Genomic DNA, 18453 nt, shown 5'->3' on the forward strand with positions numbered 1-18453 from the left:
GCGCTTATCGCTGGCAGGTCGTCGCTATGGCGACCTCAAGCCCTTGCAGAATAGCCATAAGCAAGGTCGCATCGCTTGCCAAGAGCGGTGCGGCGAGGTGCGGACGCTCGAACGGCGCCGTTCGATCAGGGATCGATCCGCCAACGAGACGAGAGCGCGAAGGATCTCCCTCGCGCTCTCGCGATCGTCAGAACGAGCCGCGCAGCGTCACCCCGTAAGTGCGCGGGGCGCCCAGATAGGCGTTGATGTCACCGGTCTGCAGCGGGGTGTTGAAGTGCGACGTGACGTAGGTGGTGTTGAACAGGTTCTTCACGAAGCCTTCGATGCGCCAATCGGCGTCGAGCGACTTTATCCCGATGTTCGCATCGACCAGCGCCAGCGGGCGCTCCTGGTGATCGGTCACCGGGTTGGTGTAGACCCGGCCGGTATACTGCATCGCGACGCGCGCCGTTACCGCCAGCTTGTCGGTGATCGGCGTCTCGCCGGTCAGCGCGACGTTGCCGGCCAGTTCCGGTGCGGTCGAGAAGCGGCGCCCGGCAAGGTTGCCGATGATCGCATCGTCGCCATAGTTCGCGGTCGGCAACCAGGTCAGTCCACCGTTCAAGGTGACGCCATCCGCCAGCTTGAAGGTCTGTTCGAGCTCCACGCCATAGACCTCGGCGCTCGGCGCATTGACGATGGCAAAGCGCAGGCCGAGGAACTGGGCGACCTGCAGGTCCTTGATGCTGTTGTAGAACACCGCGACGTTGGTGCGGGCACGACGGTCGAGCCAGTCGAGCTTGAGCCCCGCCTCGATGCTGTTGATCGTCTCGGGCTTGTAGATCGCGGTCGCATCGGCGCCGACATTGCCGAGAACGCCGAACGCGTTGACGTCAAGGTTGACGCCGCCCGCCTTGAAGCCGCGGTTGAAGGTGGCATAGATCATCGCACCGTCGGCCGGGCGGAACTGGACGCCTGCGGTCCCGCTCAGCGCCTCGTTGGTCGTGACCTGGCTGTAGGGCGCACCGGGCATCACGCCCAGCAGCGCCAGCGGATCGGCGGGGTTCATCGCGTGGAACACGGCCGTCCCGGTCTTGCGTTCGTTGGTGTAACGCGCGCCAAGGATGACGTTGAAGGAATCGCCAAGCGCGAAGTCCCAGTGGGTGAAGGCGGCAAGCGAGCGGGCTGTCCCGTTGAAGCGTTCCGATCCGAAGAAGCCGTTCCCGTCGAAGCCGCTGGCGTCAGGATCGCCCAGCACGTCGCGCAGCAGGACCGCCGGGGTCGTGCCGCTGGCGGGGACGACCACCGTATCGAACACCAGGTCCCAATAGGACTGCGCCTGCGACCCATGCCACAAGTCGCGGTCCATGCTCAGCTTTTCGTCCGAATAGAATCCGCCGAGCACATACTTGGCGCTGAGCCCGCCTTCGAATTCGCCCGAATAGGTCAATTCCTGCGAGAAGAACTTGGAATTGAACGTTTCCAGGTTGTTCATGATAGTCGCGCCAGAGAAGTCGGCGTCCTGTTCGTTCGACACATTGTAGCGACGCAGCGCGGTGACCGAGCGCAGCGTTCCGTTGCCGATGTCGAGATCGGCGTGGAGCGTGCCGCCATAGTCCTTGATCAGGTTGGCGGTGTACGGATTGACCACCGCTTCGCGACGCGAAATGTCGCGCGACGGCGGGGTCAGGCCGTTCTGCAGCGACAGGAAGTCGATGTAGCCCTGCGTCGGCGCTTCGTTGGCGTTGTAATCGACCGTGCCATAGCAGCAGTCGCCGGTCGACTTGGCATAGTCGGCGATGAGGCGCAGCGAGAAGGTGTCGGTCGGCTCGAGCAGCAACTGTCCCTTCACCCCCCAGTCATCGTTGGCATTGGTCCAGCCGCTGTTGGGGTTCCGGATGTTGCCCTTGGTACCCGAACCGACGGCCGCGATGCGCAGCGCAGCCTTGTCCGACAGCGGCGTGTTGAAGGCGCCGCGCACCAGGTAGGTGCCATAGTTGCCGTAGGACGCCTCGAAGTTGACGCGGGTTTCGTCGATGTCGGGCTTGACGCTGGTGACCAGCACCGCGCCGGCGGCGGTGTTCTTGCCAAACAGCGTACCCTGCGGCCCGCGCAGGATCTGCAGGCTGTCGACATCGAGAAAGTTCGACAGCGCCTGGCCCGAACGCGTCCGGTAGACGCCGTCGATGAACACTCCGACCGCGCCCTCGAAAGTGCGCGCGTTGCCCGTAGTCCCGATCCCGCGAATCTGGATGTTCGACGTGCTCGACGCCATGTTTGTGGCGCGGAACGAGATGCTCGGCGACAGCGCGTTGAGGTTGGTGACATTGTTGACGCCCGCTGCAGCCAGGCTCTCGGCGTTGGCGACGGTGATCGCCACCGGCACGTCCTGCATGTTCTCTTCGCGGCGCTGCGCGGTGACGACGATGTCCTCGATCCCGCCGGACTGGTCGGCCTGCTCGTCCTGCGTTTGCGCCGCCACCGGAACGGCGGTCAGGGCGCCGAACGACATGGCCAGCATGGACGTCGCATATCGCATTGTTTCGAAACGCATTTTCTTCTCCCACGGTTATTTTTAGTCAATTATGACTAGTTATTCTTGCCTATCATGTCAACAGGGGCGGCGATGGCGCAAGCAAACAGACCGGGAGGTGCAACGATGCTGACTGTTGACGCGGACGAAGTTCCTGACGATGCAAGGCGCATGTCGGTCGCCCTGTCACCGCCGCCCCGGCTTCGACCGCGCAAGCTGACCCAGCGCGGGGCCAACGCGCGCGAACGGATCGTCACCGCGATGATCGCCTGTATCGTGCGGTCCGGCTTTGCGGCGACGACGGTCGAGCACGTGATGGCCGAAGCCGGCCTCAGCCGCGGGTCGGTGCTGCATCAGTTCCCGACCCGGCTGGAGCTTGTCGTCGCCAGCGCCGAACATGCCATGCGCCGGATGATGGACGCCGGCCGCGCCTTTGCCGCGGCGATCGACGATCCTTACGATCGCCTCGCCTGCTATGCCGACAACCTCTGGGCCAATCACAGCCATCCGCACGGCCTGGCGGTTACCGACATCCTGCTGGCCACCCGGTGGGATGCCGATCTTGCCCAGGCCCTGCTGCCGGTCACCAGCGAGATCGAGTTGCAGATCCAGGACGAGTTCCTGAAGCTCGCCCGTGAAGCCGGGGTCGCCGATCCCCAGGCGTTCGTTCCCTATGGCTGGCTTCTTCTGGCCAGCGTGCGCGGACTCATCATCGAACACAAGCTCAACCCGGAACGCCCCATGATTCTCGAGGCGATCGAGGTGATGAAGGCGCAGCACCGGCAGGTTTGCGAGGATCTCTGCAAAAAGTAGTCAAGCTTGATTAGTTTTTCTTGACCTTCGCTGCGAAGTCTGTCCTGATAGGCTGACAACGACCCGGCCAAGTCGGGCGGCAACGGATGGGACGAGAACGCGCAAGGCGCCTTGTCCGGCAATCCTCGGGAGAGTGGACAATGGCGCAAAACGCGCGTTTCGAAGGAAAAGTCGGCATCGTGACGGGCGGGGCGTCGGGCATCGGCGCCGCCTTCGTGCGCCGCATCCATGGCGAAGGCGCCAGCGTGATGATCGCCGACCTCGACGCGCACAAGGGTGAGTCGCTGGCGGCGGAACTTGGCGAACGGGTCGCGTTCCGCGTTGTCGACGTCTCGGACGCAGCCCAGGTCAGCGCACTTGTCGAGGCCTGCGTGGAGCGCTTCGGCGGGCTCGACATTCTGTTCAACAACGCCGGGATCGGCTGTTTCGGACTGACCCCCGATCTTTCGATCGAAGAGTGGCACCGGGTCATCGCGGTCAACCTCGACGCCGTGTTCTATGGCTGCCGCGCCGCGATCCCCCATATGCGCAAGCGAGGTGGCGGCGCGATCGTCAGCACGGCGTCGGCATCGGGCATGGCCGGCGACTTCGGCTTCACCGCCTACAACGCGAGCAAGGCCGCCGTGATCAACTACACCCGCAGCCTTGCCATCGATCACGCCCAGGACAACATCCGCGCCAACGCGGTCTGCCCCGGCCCCGTCGAGACGCCGATACTGATGGACGGCGTAAGCGCGATCCCCGGCCTCAAGCAGGAATGGGAAGCGATCGTTCCGGCCAAGCGCTTTGCCCGCCCCGAAGAGATCGCCGCCGTCGCCGCCTTCCTCTGTTCGGACGACGCCAGTTACGTCACCGGTGTTTCCGTTCCCGTCGATGGCGGCCTGACCGCCCACACCGGCCAGCCCGACCTTCGTTCCCGCCTCGCCGCCGCTACCGCCTGACCAAGGAGAAGAGATCATGGCCACGTCTGCTGAAACGACTGCAACTCCGCCCAAGTTCGCGATCTATCGCGCGGCCGAGGCGCCCGACATCGACGAGCTCAACTGCATGGAAGCCGTTGGCGTCAGCGACATCATCGCCGAGGGGATCGAGCGGGCGACCGCAGCCGGCGCCAACGAGGGCAACCTCGTCAAGGTACTGTTCTCGATGCCGGGGATGAGCCTGACCTACGCCTGGTTCAAGAGCGGGTTCCCCCTGCCCCTCCATAGCCACAACGCCGACTGCCTCTATTACATCGTGGCCGGCTCGCTGAAGATCGGCACCGAGGAGCTTGGCGCGGGCGACGGCTTCTTTGTCGGCAGCGATGTGCCCTATTTCTACACGCCCGGACCGCAAGGGGTCGAAGTGCTGGAATTCCGCACCGCCGACACGTTCGACATCCGCTTCCTCGGAAAGACCAAGGCGTTCTGGGACAAGACCGTCAAGTCGCTGGAAGACGTCCGGCCGAACTGGGCCGACGAACGTCGCCCGTTCGAGATGCCTCGGTAAAGGTCGGCAGACGATGAAGGCAGTTGTCAGGCGCGGCCCCCGGCTACACGTGGCCGATGTTCCCGAAGCCGTGCCACAGGCGGGACAGGTCGTGGCGAAGACCCTTGCCTGCGGGATCTGCGGGTCGGACCTGCATGCCGTCCACCATCTCGAACACAGCATCGAGATGGGCCTGCGCTCGGGCGCGGCCAATACCCTGGATCCGGCACGGGACCTGGTCCTTGGGCACGAGTTCTGCGCCGAGATCCTCGATTACGGGCCGGAAACCGACAAGCGCCTCAAGCCCGGCACCCAGGTCGTCTCGACGCCCTTTGCCTTCGGACCGCTTGGCCCCGAACTGATCGGCTTTTCGACCCGGTACCGCGGCGCCTTTGCCGAACGCCTGGTGCTGACCGAAGCGCTGCTCCTCCCGGTCCCGAACGGCCTTGCTCCGGAAGCCGCCGCGCTGACCGAGCCGCTGGCCGTCGGCACGCACGCGGTTTCAGTCGGCGATCCCGGGCCTCGCTCGGTTGCCCTGGTGATCGGCTGCGGGCCGATCGGCCTTGCCGTGATCGTCGCGCTCAAACGCCGCGGCGTCGGGCCGATCATCGCCGCTGATTTTTCGCCCACGCGGCGCGCCAGGGCCGAACGGCTTGGTGCGGATATCGTGGTCGATCCCGCCGAAACGTCGCCCCACGCGGCCTGGTCGTCGTTCGACGTCCCGGCTACGCTCGCCGAAATGGGCCTCGCCCAGATGGCCGGACGTACGCTGCGCGATGCCATCATCTTCGAATGCGTCGGCGTGCCCGGCATGCTGCAATCGCTGATGGAAGGCGCGCCTCCGGGCGCGCACGTGGTGGTCGTCGGCGCCTGTGCGGAAGATGATACGATCCTGCCGGTCCTCGCCATCAACAAGCAACTGCGCTTCAGTTTCGTTTTCGCCTATTCGCCAGACGAGTTCGCGGAAACCCTCCACGCACTGGGTGAAGGCGAAATCGACCCCGAAGTCTTCCTGACCGGCAAGGTAAGCCTCGATGAGACCGCGGCGGCCTTCGAACGGCTGGCCTCGCCTGGCAACGACGTCAAGATCGTGGTCCAGCCCTGGCGCTGACGCCAGTCGATTGCGAAGCCTGACCCGTCCGAGCGCGAGCCTGCGTGAGGTGTCCCATAATTGGCCCCTCCGGTCAGGCCCTGGGGAACATCCCTTTACGCCGTAACACAGAGATGGTATCGCCAGGGTTCGGGAAGCCCATAAGCGGTTTTCGCGCGCGCCCTCTCGATTTCCGCGCCGCGCCGAAACGAAAAGCCAGACAATCCAATCGTCCATGACACAGGCGTCAGCCACTGTGGTCATGCGCGCAATTTCGACGCGCAGTTTCGACATGGCGAGGCAGAAAACACATATCGAGGAGGACGTCCGATGATGATCTCGAAATTCGGCAGCATATTGAATTCGTTCAATTCTTCGAAGGGCACGAGCAGCTCGGACAGTCGCCAGCGACGTAAGAGTTCGATCAGGTGGAGCAGCGGATCCTTGGCGATCGCGCTTTTCGCCGCCGTGACGTTCGCTCCGGGCCAGGCCGATGCCAACGAGAACGAAGCGGTGCGCCTCTGGAACGCAAGGGCGGTCGAAACCCTCACCAATGGCCCTGCCGCGGCAACGCCTGGCACCCAATTTTCCCCTCCGGTTGCGTTCATTAATCTCGCGATAGTCCAGGGCGCCGTCTATGACGCCGTCAACGCCATCAAGGGAGGGCATGACCCGTATCTTAAGGGGCTAAAGGCAGCGACCAGTGCATCCAAAGGCGCTGCTGCTGCGACGGCGGCGCATCATGTCCTGATCGCGCTCGTCGATCAGGCACCGGTGACGGCTACTCTCACCACCACCGTCAAGTCGGCCATCAAGGGCCGCCTCGATACGCAGTATGATGCCTCGCTAGCGGAAATTGCGTCAGGCCAGGCAAAGGCCAAGGGGATCGCGGTCGGCGCCGCCGCGGCAGCCGCGATGCTGGCCAATCGCCAGGGCGACGGGCGCTTCGGCGCGCCGGGCTTTCCGGTCCCCGCCGTGCCCGGGCCGGGAGAATGGCGCCCCGCCCCTGTCAATGATCCCAATGGATGGGTCCGCAGCGTGCGGCCCTTCACTCTGCCCAGCTCGGAATATTTCCACACGTCGGGACCGGCAGCCCTGACAAGCGCCCAGTACACGGCCGAGTTCAACGAAGTGAAGTCGCTGGGCGCGGCAAGCGGATCCACGCGAACGTCAGCTCAGACCGAACTGGCCTATTGGGCGGCTGCCCATCCGGTTCCGATGACCTACACGGCACTGCGGCAGGTCGCGGCTTCAAAGGGACTGACGATCTCTGAAGAGGCACGCTTCTATGCCATGACCACCATGACCGCGGCGGACAGCCTGATCAATTGCTTCGCGGAAAAGGCCCATTGGAACTTCTGGCGACCGACGACGGCAATCCAGCTCGCCGGCACCGATGGCAACCCGGCTACCGAACCCGATCCGACCTGGTCCGCCCTCATCGGCGTGCCGCCGTACCCTGACGAACCCTCTGGGGCGAACTGCGTCTTCAGCGGACTGATGCACAGCGCAAAGGCGTTCTTCGGCAGCGACCAGGCGTCGTTCTCGATAACGAGCCCGGGCACCGGTCCCGGGACGGGCTCGACCCGGTACTACAGCCGATTCACCGATGTGATCGACGACATGATCGAGGCGCGGATTCTGGGCGGCCTGCACTTCCGCAGGGCCGACGTAAACGGGGCCTTGCTTGGTCAATCGGTGGCGAACTACGTCGACAGGAACTTCTTCAACTGCGGCCCGCCCGGCCAATGCCGGCAGGAAGGTCGCGAGTAGGCGCACTTCGTTCGAGCTGCAGGCTCTGTCACTCGGCCAGGGCGGCTGAGCGGCAGAGCGGCGCTCTGTGAATGCGCTTGCCGAAGAATTGACGCCGTTGAGCAGAAAGCAGGAGAATGACCATGTGGCACGCGCGACGAGCGCCTTTTCGCCGGTTCCTTCGGGCAGGGAGCATGGCGTTTGGCCTCATTGTTCTTGGCGCCGCCCCGGTTGCGTTTGCCCAAGTGACGAAAAGTGCGGGTCCCGCCTCCCCGACCGGCACTGCGATCGAGACGGGGCAAGGTCAGACAGATCCGGCGCGGCCGGATCGACCGAGATCGGATGCACTGGATACACCGCGCATCACTATTGCCGTGCCCGTAGGCCATGTCCGTGTGGGTCCCGAATTCGTGGAAGGCGAGCAGGGCTATATGCGGCGGACGGCTGCGCGCGATGGCATGACGGTCCTCGAATTTTCTACGACACCATTCGTGCCCATGCTGCAGTTGGCAGGGCAATCGACCGGCCTTGGCGGATCGGGCGGACGCCCCGAAGAACTGCCTGCCTCCTGGTAGCCTCGAGACATGACCTGCCTGGAGACGCGCGGATAAGCCGTGTCAGGCGCTGCTGCCGGGCACGCCAGTCGCCGGAGTCCCCGTCCGCGACAGCATCCTGACAGGTCGGAAGGCCATGGGCAGGCGATCAGCCCGCTGGGTCGATGGCCCCCGGATCGAAAAGGTCAGTTCATGAGCGATGCTTCTTCCCCTCGGCTGGCCCGCACTATCGGCAGATCGGTCTTTGGCGCAGACGCACAGGGCTACGAGGCCGGCCGCATCGGCTATCCTCCCGAACTTTACGAGGCCATCAAAGGCAGTATCCGGTTTCCGCTCGGGACGGCGCTCGAGATCGGACCCGGAACCGGCCTTGCGACACGCGAGATCCTGGCAACCCTGGCGCCCCAGCGCTTGATCCTTGTCGAAGCGGATGCCGCGCTTGCCCGGCATCTCGAGGTTACGATCGCGGATCCGCGCGTGACGGTAACCTGTGGCGACTTCGTCAACGCGCCGGTCGATACGCAAGTGGAACTGGCGTGTTCGGCCGCATCGTTCCACTGGTTGGAGCCCAGCGCCGCCTTCGCTCGCCTGCGCACTTTGCTTGTCCCGAACGGAACGCTCGCATTGTGGTGGAACGCCTATCGCGTAACGGGAATCGGGGATCTGTTCTCCGATGCCGTCACGCCGCTCCTGGCCGGGATCGAGCTGCCGCCGTCCGAAGGCGTGGACCAGCATTATTCGCTCGATGTGGATCACCATCGGCAAGCGATCGAGAGTGCCGGGTTCGAAAGGTTCGAACCGTTTCTCTTCCGCCGCGAGCGTGTTCTCACCACGGACCAGATTCACGCACTCTACGCCAGCTATTCGTACATTCGCGCGCTGCCGCCAGCGCGCCGCCAAGCGCTGATGGACCAAATTGTCCGCATCGCCGAGCGCGATTTCGGCGGAAACGTGCCCAACGTAACGCTATCCGCGCTCTACCTGGCCAAGGCTCCGGCGAAACCTGCACCCTAGGGCACGGCTTCGAGGGCTGTCAGCTTGGCAAGTTCCTGCGCAGCTTCCCCAGCCGTGAGGGGGAAATATCCCGAATAGCGAACGCGTTCCTGGCCTTCGCGGCTAAGCACATAGCGCAGGAACTGAAGGGTCGCGGCCGATGGCTTGCCGTTGGCCAGCCTGATGTACATGAAGCGCGTCAGGGGATACCGGCCACTTGCCGCATTGTCCGCGTTCATCGCCACCGGAGGCTGAGCGCCATCCCTGGCGACGTCCAGCGCGCGCAGACCGGGAAGGCCTTCCTCAAGGCCGCCGAAGGCGATCGCGCCCGGGTCGCCCAGCACGGCTTGTGCGGTGGGCTGGATCGGTGCTTCCCGGGCAGCGGCGTTCCATCCGGCCATGCCCAGCAGCATCTGGAACGACACCGCATTGGGTGCGACCCGGGGCGGCATGCGCACGACGATCGGCCGTTCTGCCCAATCTCCCGTCAGGCCGAGCTGTCCCCAGCGCGTGATAGTCGGGTTTGCCCCGAAAACCCCGCGAAGCTGAGCAAGAGTGACCGCCCGGAGCGGGTTGTCGGGGTGGACGAAGATTGCCTGCGCCGTGGTGCGTTGCGGCGTGTTGAATCCGCCGCGCGCGACCCTGATTTCGACGGGCGATGGCGAGGCGAAGACCGACCGCCAGGCTGCGGCCTCTTGCGGCCACAATTCGCGGCCCATTGGGGCCAGGTCGGCCTCCTCCGCCAGCATGGCATGGAAACCGTTCAAGGTTCCGAAGTGCTCCCACCGTTCGCCCTTGGAGACGCCGGGCTGAAGCACCGCAAAGCGGCATTCCCACCCATCGACAAGATCTTTCATTCCGTCGCTGCCGACGCTGCGGATCACGCCGCTCAGCCCCGCTACCGGACGGTAGGCCGGCAGCCCGGGATCCAGCGGAGCGACGAACCCTTGGAGCTTGGCGCGCTCGGCAAGGCGTTCGCTGGCGCCTAGAAGCTTGAGGCCAGGCAGGCCCGCCAGTGCGTCCTGACCCTTGTCCGACAAGGCGAAATCGAGGAACTTCCGGACACGCTCGGGCAGCGGCGCGTCGGGCCGCTTGTTTACGGCAATCGTTGCGGACCGATCCGCCAGGCGACCGATCGTGACTACAAACGGCGCCTTCATCATGTCGCCGCGGTACTGGTGGTCGTAGGGCGCCAGTTCGGCGGGACTGAACGCGCGGGTAATTGGCCCCATGTCGGCCTTTGCGAACATCAGGCTGGGCATGGCGCTGTCCGCGCTCTTGTGCGTCCATACGTCCGGCCGGCGCAGCTTGGGATTGGCCTTGGCGTAGGCGGACAGAAGGCGGTCCATGGCTGGGCCCATCGCGGGATCGCCGATGCTCGACGGAACGCGGCTTTCCAGCCAGTCGGTTGCGCAAGTGGAAGCCTGGGCGGCGGCCGGTGCCAAAAGCAGGGCGAAGGAAATGGCTTTGGAGATCATGGTATGGCTCTGGCGCATCGAGGCTCCCCTCGCCAATCGGTCGGATGACGCAGTGGGGCGCTACGGCGTGTGACGGCCCGGTCCATTGCGCCTTCCCGCCTCGAGTTCAGACTTCCACTGGCGCGTGGAATGATCCCGGCTGAGCACCTTGAGGTATTTTGCCCGGAATTGGGCGGGCAGCTCACCGACCTGGGCGCGGTCCGTCGACGACCATATCCCGCAACGCGACCCTTAGCACGATTGAGCCTTTTCATCGCAAGCCCAACCCGATCCGGCACGACAGCAAAGTGACAGCTAGGCCCGCTAGTCGTGCTGAAATTCCCGGTACCAGTGTCCGGGGGGAGGATGGAAGACTTCGGTGGCCGCAGCGGCGAGCAGGTCGTGGCTGTCGGTTCGGTCAGGAACACGCATTAGGATCCTTGGGGCGCAAGATCGGCGAAGCCAGCGTCGTGAACAAGAAGGATCCGATGGATTGGGAGTAGGACTATGTTGTCAGTGCTAGCGTTCGCCATGGTCGCGACATTCATGACGCTCATTATGATGAAGCGGCTATCCGCGATCGTCGCGCTGATCCTCGTGCCGATCATCTTTGCGGTCGTTGCCGCGGCGCTTGTTGGCGGCTTCGGCATCGGGGACCTCGGTTCGATGATGATGGACGGCGTCAAGGAACTGGCACCGACCGGGGTCATGCTCGTCTTCGCGATTCTCTACTTCGGCCTGATGATCGACGTCGGTCTGTTCGATCCGATGATCGGCAGCATCGTGCGCCTGGTTCATGGTGACCCGGTGCGCGTTCTCGTCGGCACCGCGGTCCTTGCACTTATCGTCTCGCTCGACGGTGACGGCGCCACAACCTACATGATCACGACAGCTGCGATGCTACCGCTCTATCGCCATCTCAAGATGGACGTTCGCATGCTGGCCTGTGTGGTCATCATGGCCGGCGCCGTGATGAATATCCTGCCCTGGGGCGGTCCGACGGCGCGCGTGATGAGCGCCCTCAAGCTCGAAGCGGGCGAAGTTTTCGTACCGCTGATCCCGGCCATGGGCGCGACGGCGCTCTGGGTTCTGTTCGTCGCCTATCGCTTTGGCCTCAAGGAACGCGCGCGGCTTGCCAGGCTACCCGCCGAAGCGATCGACGAGGACGCGAGCGCAGACGAGATCATCGCCGAAGACAGCCACAGTCACGTCGAAGCACGCCGCCCCGGCCTCTTCTGGTTCAACTTTGCCCTGACCGCCGGCCTGCTCATGGCGCTGATCCTCGGTGCCATGCCTCTCGCGGTGCTGTTCATGATTAGCTTCGCCATTGCCATTACCGTGAATTATCCGAACCTCAGCCAGCAGCGCGACCGGCTTGCCGCCCATGCCGGCAATGCCCTTGCCGTCGCCGGGCTGGTCTTCGCCGCGGGCATCTTCACCGGCATCCTGTCGGGTACCAAGATGGTCGACGCGATGTCGGCGTCGGTGATCGCGGCCATTCCGGCCTCGTGGGGTCCGTACATGGCGCCGATCACGGCGGTGATCAGCGCACCCTTCACGTTCTTCATTTCGAACGATGCGTTTTATTTCGGAATGCTGCCGATCCTGGCAGAGGCCGGCGCGCACTATGGCGTCACCGCGGCGGAAATCGGCCGTGCGTCGCTGGTTGGCCAGCAAGTGCACCTGCTCAGCCCGCTAGTCGCCTCGACCTACCTTCTGGTCGGTTTCGTCGGGATCGAATTCGGTGAGCACCAGAAGTTCACGCTCAAGTGGGCTATCGGCTCGTTTGTCGTTTTCTTCCTGGTCTGCCTCGCGACGGCGGTATTCCCATTCGTCGCCTAACGGGACCCGACGACAGCTTGTTGTCAGGTTCATTTCGTAACCTTCAGGAATTGCGAAAGACGCTCAGAAGGAGCGCAAACCGCAGGGAGAGAGTCATGTCGTACTTTGCGAGAGGCCTCGCCATTTCCAGCCGATTGCAGCGCGCCTTGGCCGCACTGGTCTTGGCGTGGTCGCTTCTGGCCTCCCCGGCCCACGCCGGTGCCCCCCAGGAACGCCTGACTCTGGTGGTCCCGGGAGCCGTCGGCGGAGGTTGGGATCTGACCGCCAAGGCCATGAAGGACTCGCTCGAGCGCGAAGGCATCGTACGCTCGGTCGAAATCGTCCGTTATCCGGGAACGGGCGGGCTTGTCGGCCTCGCCCAGTTCGTCGCGCATCACCGCGGTCAGGACGATGTCCTTCTGGTGGGCGGTCTCACCATGCTGGGCGCGGCCCTGACCGATAGCGCAGCAATCTCCCTTCGCGACGTGACGCCGGTCGCGCGGCTGGCAGGCGACTGGGGCCTGATCGCGGTGCCCGCGAACTCCCCCATCAAGGACATCGAAGATCTCAAGCGCACGATGCGATCGGGACCGGGCGGTCTGCGCTGGTCGGGCGGCGCGCTGGGCAGCTCGGACCAGGCGCTGGTCTGGAGCATGGCCAGTCAGCTTGGCGTGCCGCTCGACAACGTACTCTATTATGGCAAGGTCGGCGGGCGGAACGCTGCGGAAATGCTCATGTCGAACCGGGCCGATGTCGCGGTGAGCGGGTTTGCGGAATTTGCCCCCCATCTCAAAAGCGGCCGGCTTCGCGCAATCGCCATCGACGCCCCAAGGCGTTTTGCCGAAGTGGATGTGCCCACGCTGCGTGAAAGCGGGATCGACGTTTCGATGATGAACTGGCGCGGCGTCTTCGGCGCGCCGGGCCTCACTATCGCGCAGCAGGACCGGCTGTCAGCCCTGATCGTTGCAATGGAACGGTCATCGACCTGGCGTGCGCGGATTGCCCAGTCGCACTGGACTCCGGCCTATCTCGATCCCGCCGCGTTCTCGCGGTTTATCGACCGCGAATCGTCGCGGTGGCCGGCCCTGGTCAATCCGCCGATGCGGACCGGGAACGAAGTCTTCGTCGCTGAGGCGCAGCTGCCGCAAGGCCTGCTGTGGTCACTCGCCGGGTTGGCGATGGCCCTGGCGACCGCCGCCGGCAAGCTGCTGATCCGACTGCGCGAACGCCAGCGGATCGAGCAGGACCTCAAGTTGCGCTGCGGCGAATTGTCGAGCAAGCTCGAAGAGGCCAAATCGGCGCGCTCGGCGGTGGTCCTCGAAGGCATCAAGGACGATTTCGGCGAGTGGAACCTTTCGTTCGCCGAGCGCGACGTGGCCTGGTTCATGCTGCGCGGCCTGCCGCTCAAGCAGATCGCCACGCTTCGCGGCACCAGCGAGCGGACCGTTCGCCAGCAGGCGCAGGCCATCTACCGTAAGGCCGGGCTCGAAAGCCGGTCCGACCTTGCCGGCCGCGTGCTCGAGCGCTTCATCTGAGGGCTGCATGAGCCATCCGACGCATGGACCGGACCGCCATTCGCACCTCACAAGGGGGCATGGCCGGTCCGTGGTCCCTCCCTGTACAGCGCAATGCTGCAGCCCGCGCGCTCAACACCGTGCTGGCAGTGGCCATCCATGTCTTCCTGAGCGGTGGCCCGACGCCGACGCAACAGACCGGCGATCTCCGCATCGTCGGTTCGCGGGCGATGACGGCTGCGATCGGAAACTGGACGGCGCTGTTCCACAAGAAGCATCCACATGTTCACGTGCGACAGGTCCTGATTGGGGACGGCGCAGCAGCGAGCGCGCTTGCCAGCCGGCGGGCCGATCTTGCGCCGCTGTCCCGGCCCCTTGCGCCGCAGGAACGTTCGCTGATCGGACCAGCGGCGCAGCCCGTGGGCATTCCCGTCGGAGCAACGATCAGCAGGCGAGGCGGCGGCAACTGGGTCTATCTCTATGTCGCCTCGCCCGGCGACGGGCCCGCCCGGTCGCTGGCCCTGGACTTCGTTCGCACGGCGCTCAGCCCGGCCGGACAGGCCCGCATGACCGGCTCTTTCGCGCCGCTTCCGGATGGGCAACGCAGCGCCTCACTTTCGCAGCTGGCAACGCTCAACCGCACGGCAATGCCGCACCCCTAACCGCCACTGGAGTAAATTGATGCGGAACATATTCCTCCTTGGTGCTTGCCTCTCACTGACCGTTTCCGGCGCGAGCCTCGCGTCCGATGGCCCTTCGAAGCCGGCCCCGCCGGTGCGGCCGGGCCAAACGACCTGGCTCGAGCCGACCCCTGGCGAGGTCTTCGCTCCGTCCGATGAACAGAAAGCCGCGGCACAGCAGTCCGGCCGTCCGCTGCCGACGCCCGAGCTTCTTCGGCCGTCGCTTGATCCTGCCCTGCCTCACTACACGCCGACGCCGGGCTTGACGGTCAGGGCCACGTTCCGTGCAGGCTCGTCCGACATCCTGCCCACGCTCGTCACGGCCTGGGTGAAGGCGTTCCGGGCATATCATCCCGGATTCCAGCTGGAGATCGATCGGCCCATGGCCGGAAGTCTCGGCGCACTCGAGCTGATCAAGGGCAACCTCGATCTCGTCTTCGTCTCGCGCGAACTCAAGCCGACCGACATTTCGGGCTTTCGCGACAAGTTCGGCTACGACCCGTTTTCCGTGCCGGTCTCGGGTGGAAGCTGGCGCCACTTCGGCTTTCTCGATGCCCTTGGGATCATGGTTCATCCCAGCAACCCGGCAAAGCAACTGACCTTCGCCCAGCTGGACGCGGCATTCTCTTCAACGCGCCATCGCGGCGGAAAGGAAGTGAAGACTTGGGGAGACCTCGGTCTGGGCGGCAAATGGGCCAAGAGACCGGTCCACTTGTACGGGATCGCGCCGTGGAACGGTTTCGAAGAGTTCGTTCGCCAGCGCGTCATGTCGACCAAGGGCAAACGCGGCGAGTGGAGCAAGCACGTCACCTTCGACCCGACGTTCTTCAACGTCGCGCGCCGTGTTGCCAACGATCCAAACGCGCTGGGCTACACCGGACTTTCGGCGATCGATTCCGAGGTCAAGATCGTGCCGGTGAAGGTTTCGGACACGGCGCCTGCGCTTTCGCCGACCTACGAGAACGTCGCGAGCGCGGCCTATCCGCTGAGCCGTGTGATCTACCTCAACACCAACCCCCGCTCCCCCGCGGCGGCCAATCCGGCGATGAGCGAACTGATCAAGTTCATCCTCAGCGCCGAAGGCCAGGCCGTCGTGCAGCAGCACGGCATCTATCTGCCGTTGCGGGGATCCCAGGTCGAGGAAAGCCGCGATCTCGCTCTCTCGCTGACCGGTCATTGAGCCTAAAGACCATATAAAATAACAATAAAAATAGAGACTTAGTTGCATGTAGCCCCTTCCGTCATTTGGCCGATGGACCAGCCAAGGCCAGAGGCGGAAGACACCAACGATCAAGAACGGAGCGACTCGCCTGTGCGGGTTCGGGAAACATGAGGAGGGAAGACGATGTCATTTGAAAAGCCCAACCTGACGGGATTGCGCACGGGAGCATCGACAACCGCGCTCGCCCTGCTCCTGCTGGCCACGCCGGGAATGAGCTGGGCGCAATCGGCCGATCAGGCGTCCGAGGAGGAAGCGCCGGCAGAGAGCGAGATCGTCGTGACCGGCCAGCTGCTCGACACGGGCGCATCGTCCGCCACCAAGCTAGACCTGCCGGTTCTCGACACGCCGTTCAGCGTGGCGAGCTACAACAACAATTTTCTCAAGGCGATCGAGACCTCGAGCGTTTCGGACCTCTATCGCTACATGACCGGAATCCAGCGGGCCGGAAACACCGGCTACGACATCACCTTCCGCGGGTTCAAGACATCCGGGAACGATCGCAACGCGATCCTGACCGATGGCCTCCCCGGCCTTTCGGTCCGCTTCGGGTCGCCGCCGACCGTCGGCGTCGATCACATCGAACTGGTCAAGGGTCCGACCTCGGTCCTGTACGGACAGGCCCAGCCCGGCGGCTTCATCAACATCATTACCAAGAAGCCGAGCGAGCGCTCAGGCTTCGAGATAACGCTCAAGGGCAACCATGGCGCCGGAACGTTCGATCGCGCGCAAGGCGGCCTGATCCAGCTCGACTTCACCGGGCCGGTCACCGAGGACGGTGCGCTGTCCGCGCGCTTTGTCGGCGAAGGCGGGTACAATCAGGGCTTCCGCGATTTCTCCTACGAGAAGCCGATCTACGCGGCACCCAGCCTGACCTGGCGCGTGGGTCCGGACACCAGCCTGACCGTGCAGGGCGAATACCGCTGGATCAAGACGCATGTCGATACCTATCTGGTCGCGCCGAACCGCGACGCCACCCGCGTGGCGGCGATCAACACCACCTATCAGGAAGAAGGCGACTATCTGGTCGAGCGCGGCACGATCGGTAACGTATATCTGAGCCACAGCTTCAGCCCAGACCTCAAGCTCAACCTGGGCTACCGCTACGTCGATCACATCGACACCCAGCGCAACTTCGACGTAGTCGGCTTCCGCGATACCGCCAACACGATCATCACGCGCCGGGCCCGCGGCCAGGAGAACAAGCGAACCTACAGCTTCGGCGACGCGAACCTCACCGCAAAGTTCGACACTTTCGGGTTCGCGCACACGCTGCTCGTCGGCGTGGCCGGTGGCCGGGAGACGGCGAGCCTCAATCGCCTGCAGTTCTACAACTGCACGGGCAGCGGGGCGACGGGATGCAACCGGCTCGACATTGCGCTCAACAACCCGGTGCATGGCACCTATCCCGGGCCGCAGACGTTTCCTCTGTTCAACCCGGGCCAGGCCTCGAACCTCAACTGGCGCTACACCACCCAGGAATCGCTCGGTGTCTACGGATCCGACTTCATCGAGTTCTCGGACATGTTCAAGGCCATGTTCGGCTTGCGCTACTCGAAGGAACGGCAGACGCTAGCCGATCTGCGTCTGACGACATTCGTGCCGTCGACCAAGAAGGACAGCAAGGTGCTGCCTTTCGGCGGCCTGCTGTTCCAGCCGATGCGGAACGTGTCGTTCTACACGAGCTACTCGACCTCGTTCGTGCCGGTCCCGGCCGCGCAGCAGGACGTGTTCGGCCTGAATCCGTTCACGCCGACCAAGGCGAGCTCGATCGAAGGCGGGATCAAGGCCGAGCTGTTCGACAGGCGGCTCAATCTCACCGCCGCCTATTTCGACATCAAAAAGAAGGACACGATCAACACTTTCAGCTGTCCACTTACCCTGGCGGCGCTCAACGCGTTCATCACGGCCAACAACATCACGGTGCCCGCCAACGCGCCCCGCGATGCGGCCGGCAACCTGATACCAGGCAGCGGCACCTGCTCGAACCAGCTCGGGGGCGAACGCTCCAAGGGCTTTGAAATCGAAGGTAGCGCCTCGCCGCTGCCGAACTGGCAGATCACCGCCGGCTATTCGCACATCGACGCCCGGGTGACCGCGTCGAATGTGCCGGGACAGACGGGCGCACGCTTGACCAACGCACCGGGCGATGCCTTCAACCTGTGGACCCGCTACGATGTCGAGGAAGGCGGCCTCAAGGGTCTCGGCCTCGGCTTCGGCGTCTCGTATATCGGCAAGCGCGCCGGCCTTCTGCCGACGGCTGCAGTCGATGCGCGTCCCAAAGGCGGCACGCTTCCGCTCGACGCCTACACCACTGTCGACCTCGCGATGTACTACCAGGCATCCGAGAACATCAACGTGACGCTGAAGGCGACCAACCTTCTCGACGAGCGCTATATCGAAAGCGCCGGCTTTACCGGCGATATCCAGCTGGTTCCGGGCGCTCCCCGCCTGCTCACGCTGACGGTTCGCGCCAAGTACTGAGTTCGGCACTCCCTGCTGAGCCTTTAAGGGCGCCGCGCGGCGGCGCCCTTCTTTTTTTCAGGGGTTTGCCGCGCCGAACGAGCCACACCCTCGCCGC

General features: G+C 64.4%; 15 protein-coding genes. 13 read left to right on the plus strand and 2 right to left on the minus strand.

What is annotated here, in order from left to right:
• Window positions 1-187 precede the first annotated feature (187 nt).
• A complete protein-coding gene (locus tag B0I00_RS16035) occupies window positions 188-2533 on the minus strand; it encodes a TonB-dependent receptor (protein ID WP_232730316.1) in 2346 nt (781 codons plus the stop codon).
• Between the two features lie 105 nt (window positions 2534-2638).
• Between B0I00_RS16035 and B0I00_RS16040 the strand changes: the two genes are divergently transcribed.
• From B0I00_RS16040 to B0I00_RS16070, 7 genes are all read left to right on the plus strand, one after another.
• Entirely contained in the window at window positions 2639-3325 is a 687-nt protein-coding gene (locus tag B0I00_RS16040) for a TetR/AcrR family transcriptional regulator (RefSeq protein ID WP_157812605.1), read from the plus strand.
• 140 nt (window positions 3326-3465) lie between these two features.
• Complete coding sequence (locus B0I00_RS16045; RefSeq protein WP_100868422.1) at window positions 3466-4266, plus strand: SDR family NAD(P)-dependent oxidoreductase; 801 nt, start codon at window positions 3466-3468, stop codon at window positions 4264-4266.
• Window positions 4267-4282: 16 nt separating this feature from the next.
• On the plus strand, window positions 4283-4813 hold the full coding sequence (locus B0I00_RS16050) for a cupin domain-containing protein (RefSeq protein WP_100868423.1): 531 nt from the start codon (window positions 4283-4285) through the stop codon (window positions 4811-4813).
• A gap of 49 nt (window positions 4814-4862) precedes the next feature.
• Window positions 4863-5903, plus strand: a complete 1041-nt coding sequence (locus tag B0I00_RS16055; RefSeq protein WP_232730317.1) for a zinc-binding dehydrogenase — start codon at window positions 4863-4865, stop codon at window positions 5901-5903.
• Between the two features lie 423 nt (window positions 5904-6326).
• Window positions 6327-7655: a vanadium-dependent haloperoxidase gene (locus tag B0I00_RS16060; RefSeq protein WP_157812606.1), complete on the plus strand. Its 1329-nt coding sequence runs from the start codon at window positions 6327-6329 to the stop codon at window positions 7653-7655.
• 173 nt (window positions 7656-7828) lie between these two features.
• Window positions 7829-8209 carry a hypothetical protein gene (locus tag B0I00_RS17110; RefSeq protein ID WP_157812607.1) on the plus strand — a complete coding sequence of 127 codons (381 nt, stop codon included), beginning with the start codon at window positions 7829-7831 and terminating at the stop codon, window positions 8207-8209.
• A 171-nt stretch (window positions 8210-8380) separates the two neighbouring features.
• A complete protein-coding gene (locus B0I00_RS16070; RefSeq protein ID WP_100868427.1) occupies window positions 8381-9202 on the plus strand; it encodes a class I SAM-dependent methyltransferase in 822 nt (273 codons plus the stop codon).
• Here B0I00_RS16070 and B0I00_RS16075 read toward each other — a convergent pair.
• Window positions 9199-10530 carry a PstS family phosphate ABC transporter substrate-binding protein gene (locus tag B0I00_RS16075; protein WP_198519280.1) on the minus strand — a complete coding sequence of 444 codons (1332 nt, stop codon included), beginning with the start codon at window positions 10528-10530 and terminating at the stop codon, window positions 9199-9201. The two genes, B0I00_RS16070 and B0I00_RS16075, sit on opposite strands and share 4 nt — an antisense overlap.
• Between B0I00_RS16075 and B0I00_RS17220 the strand changes: the two genes are divergently transcribed.
• From B0I00_RS17220 to B0I00_RS16100, 6 genes are all read left to right on the plus strand, one after another.
• A complete protein-coding gene (locus B0I00_RS17220) occupies window positions 10529-10732 on the plus strand; it encodes a hypothetical protein (RefSeq protein WP_198519281.1) in 204 nt (67 codons plus the stop codon). The genes B0I00_RS16075 and B0I00_RS17220 overlap by 2 nt on opposite strands.
• A gap of 413 nt (window positions 10733-11145) precedes the next feature.
• Window positions 11146-12480, plus strand: a complete 1335-nt coding sequence (locus tag B0I00_RS16080; protein ID WP_100868428.1) for a CitMHS family transporter — start codon at window positions 11146-11148, stop codon at window positions 12478-12480.
• A 95-nt stretch (window positions 12481-12575) separates the two neighbouring features.
• Window positions 12576-13994 carry a tripartite tricarboxylate transporter substrate-binding protein gene (locus tag B0I00_RS16085; protein ID WP_100868429.1) on the plus strand — a complete coding sequence of 473 codons (1419 nt, stop codon included), beginning with the start codon at window positions 12576-12578 and terminating at the stop codon, window positions 13992-13994.
• Window positions 13995-14053: 59 nt separating this feature from the next.
• The gene (locus B0I00_RS16090) at window positions 14054-14635 is read left to right on the plus strand and encodes a hypothetical protein (protein ID WP_100868430.1); all 582 of its coding nucleotides are present in this window, start codon (window positions 14054-14056) and stop codon (window positions 14633-14635) included.
• Between the two features lie 19 nt (window positions 14636-14654).
• A complete protein-coding gene (locus B0I00_RS16095) occupies window positions 14655-15833 on the plus strand; it encodes a PstS family phosphate ABC transporter substrate-binding protein (RefSeq protein ID WP_157812609.1) in 1179 nt (392 codons plus the stop codon).
• A 165-nt stretch (window positions 15834-15998) separates the two neighbouring features.
• Window positions 15999-18356, plus strand: coding sequence for a TonB-dependent siderophore receptor (locus B0I00_RS16100; protein ID WP_100868432.1), 2358 nt, complete (start codon window positions 15999-16001; stop codon window positions 18354-18356).
• Window positions 18357-18453: the final 97 nt, after the last annotated feature.

The sequence above is a fragment of the Novosphingobium kunmingense genome (assembly GCF_002813245.1).
Taxonomy (GTDB): Bacteria; Pseudomonadota; Alphaproteobacteria; order Sphingomonadales; family Sphingomonadaceae; genus Novosphingobium; species Novosphingobium kunmingense.

Excerpts from the sequence above, each read along its gene's own strand:
- B0I00_RS16035 (WP_232730316.1), bottom strand. The coding sequence starts at position 2,533 with ATGCGTTTCGAAACAATGCGATATGCGACGTCCATGCTGGCCATGTCG.
- B0I00_RS16040 (WP_157812605.1), top strand. The coding sequence starts at position 2,639 with ATGCTGACTGTTGACGCGGACGAAGTTCCTGACGATGCAAGGCGCATG.
- B0I00_RS16045 (WP_100868422.1), top strand. The coding sequence starts at position 3,466 with ATGGCGCAAAACGCGCGTTTCGAAGGAAAAGTCGGCATCGTGACGGGC.
- B0I00_RS16050 (WP_100868423.1), top strand. The coding sequence starts at position 4,283 with ATGGCCACGTCTGCTGAAACGACTGCAACTCCGCCCAAGTTCGCGATC.
- B0I00_RS17110 (WP_157812607.1), top strand. The coding sequence starts at position 7,829 with ATGGCGTTTGGCCTCATTGTTCTTGGCGCCGCCCCGGTTGCGTTTGCC.
- B0I00_RS16070 (WP_100868427.1), top strand. The coding sequence starts at position 8,381 with ATGAGCGATGCTTCTTCCCCTCGGCTGGCCCGCACTATCGGCAGATCG.
- B0I00_RS17220 (WP_198519281.1), top strand. The coding sequence starts at position 10,529 with ATGGCTGGGCCCATCGCGGGATCGCCGATGCTCGACGGAACGCGGCTT.
- B0I00_RS16075 (WP_198519280.1), bottom strand. The coding sequence starts at position 10,530 with ATGGACCGCCTTCTGTCCGCCTACGCCAAGGCCAATCCCAAGCTGCGC.
- B0I00_RS16080 (WP_100868428.1), top strand. The coding sequence starts at position 11,146 with ATGTTGTCAGTGCTAGCGTTCGCCATGGTCGCGACATTCATGACGCTC.
- B0I00_RS16085 (WP_100868429.1), top strand. The coding sequence starts at position 12,576 with ATGTCGTACTTTGCGAGAGGCCTCGCCATTTCCAGCCGATTGCAGCGC.
- B0I00_RS16090 (WP_100868430.1), top strand. The coding sequence starts at position 14,054 with ATGGCCGGTCCGTGGTCCCTCCCTGTACAGCGCAATGCTGCAGCCCGC.
- B0I00_RS16095 (WP_157812609.1), top strand. The coding sequence starts at position 14,655 with ATGCGGAACATATTCCTCCTTGGTGCTTGCCTCTCACTGACCGTTTCC.
- B0I00_RS16100 (WP_100868432.1), top strand. The coding sequence starts at position 15,999 with ATGTCATTTGAAAAGCCCAACCTGACGGGATTGCGCACGGGAGCATCG.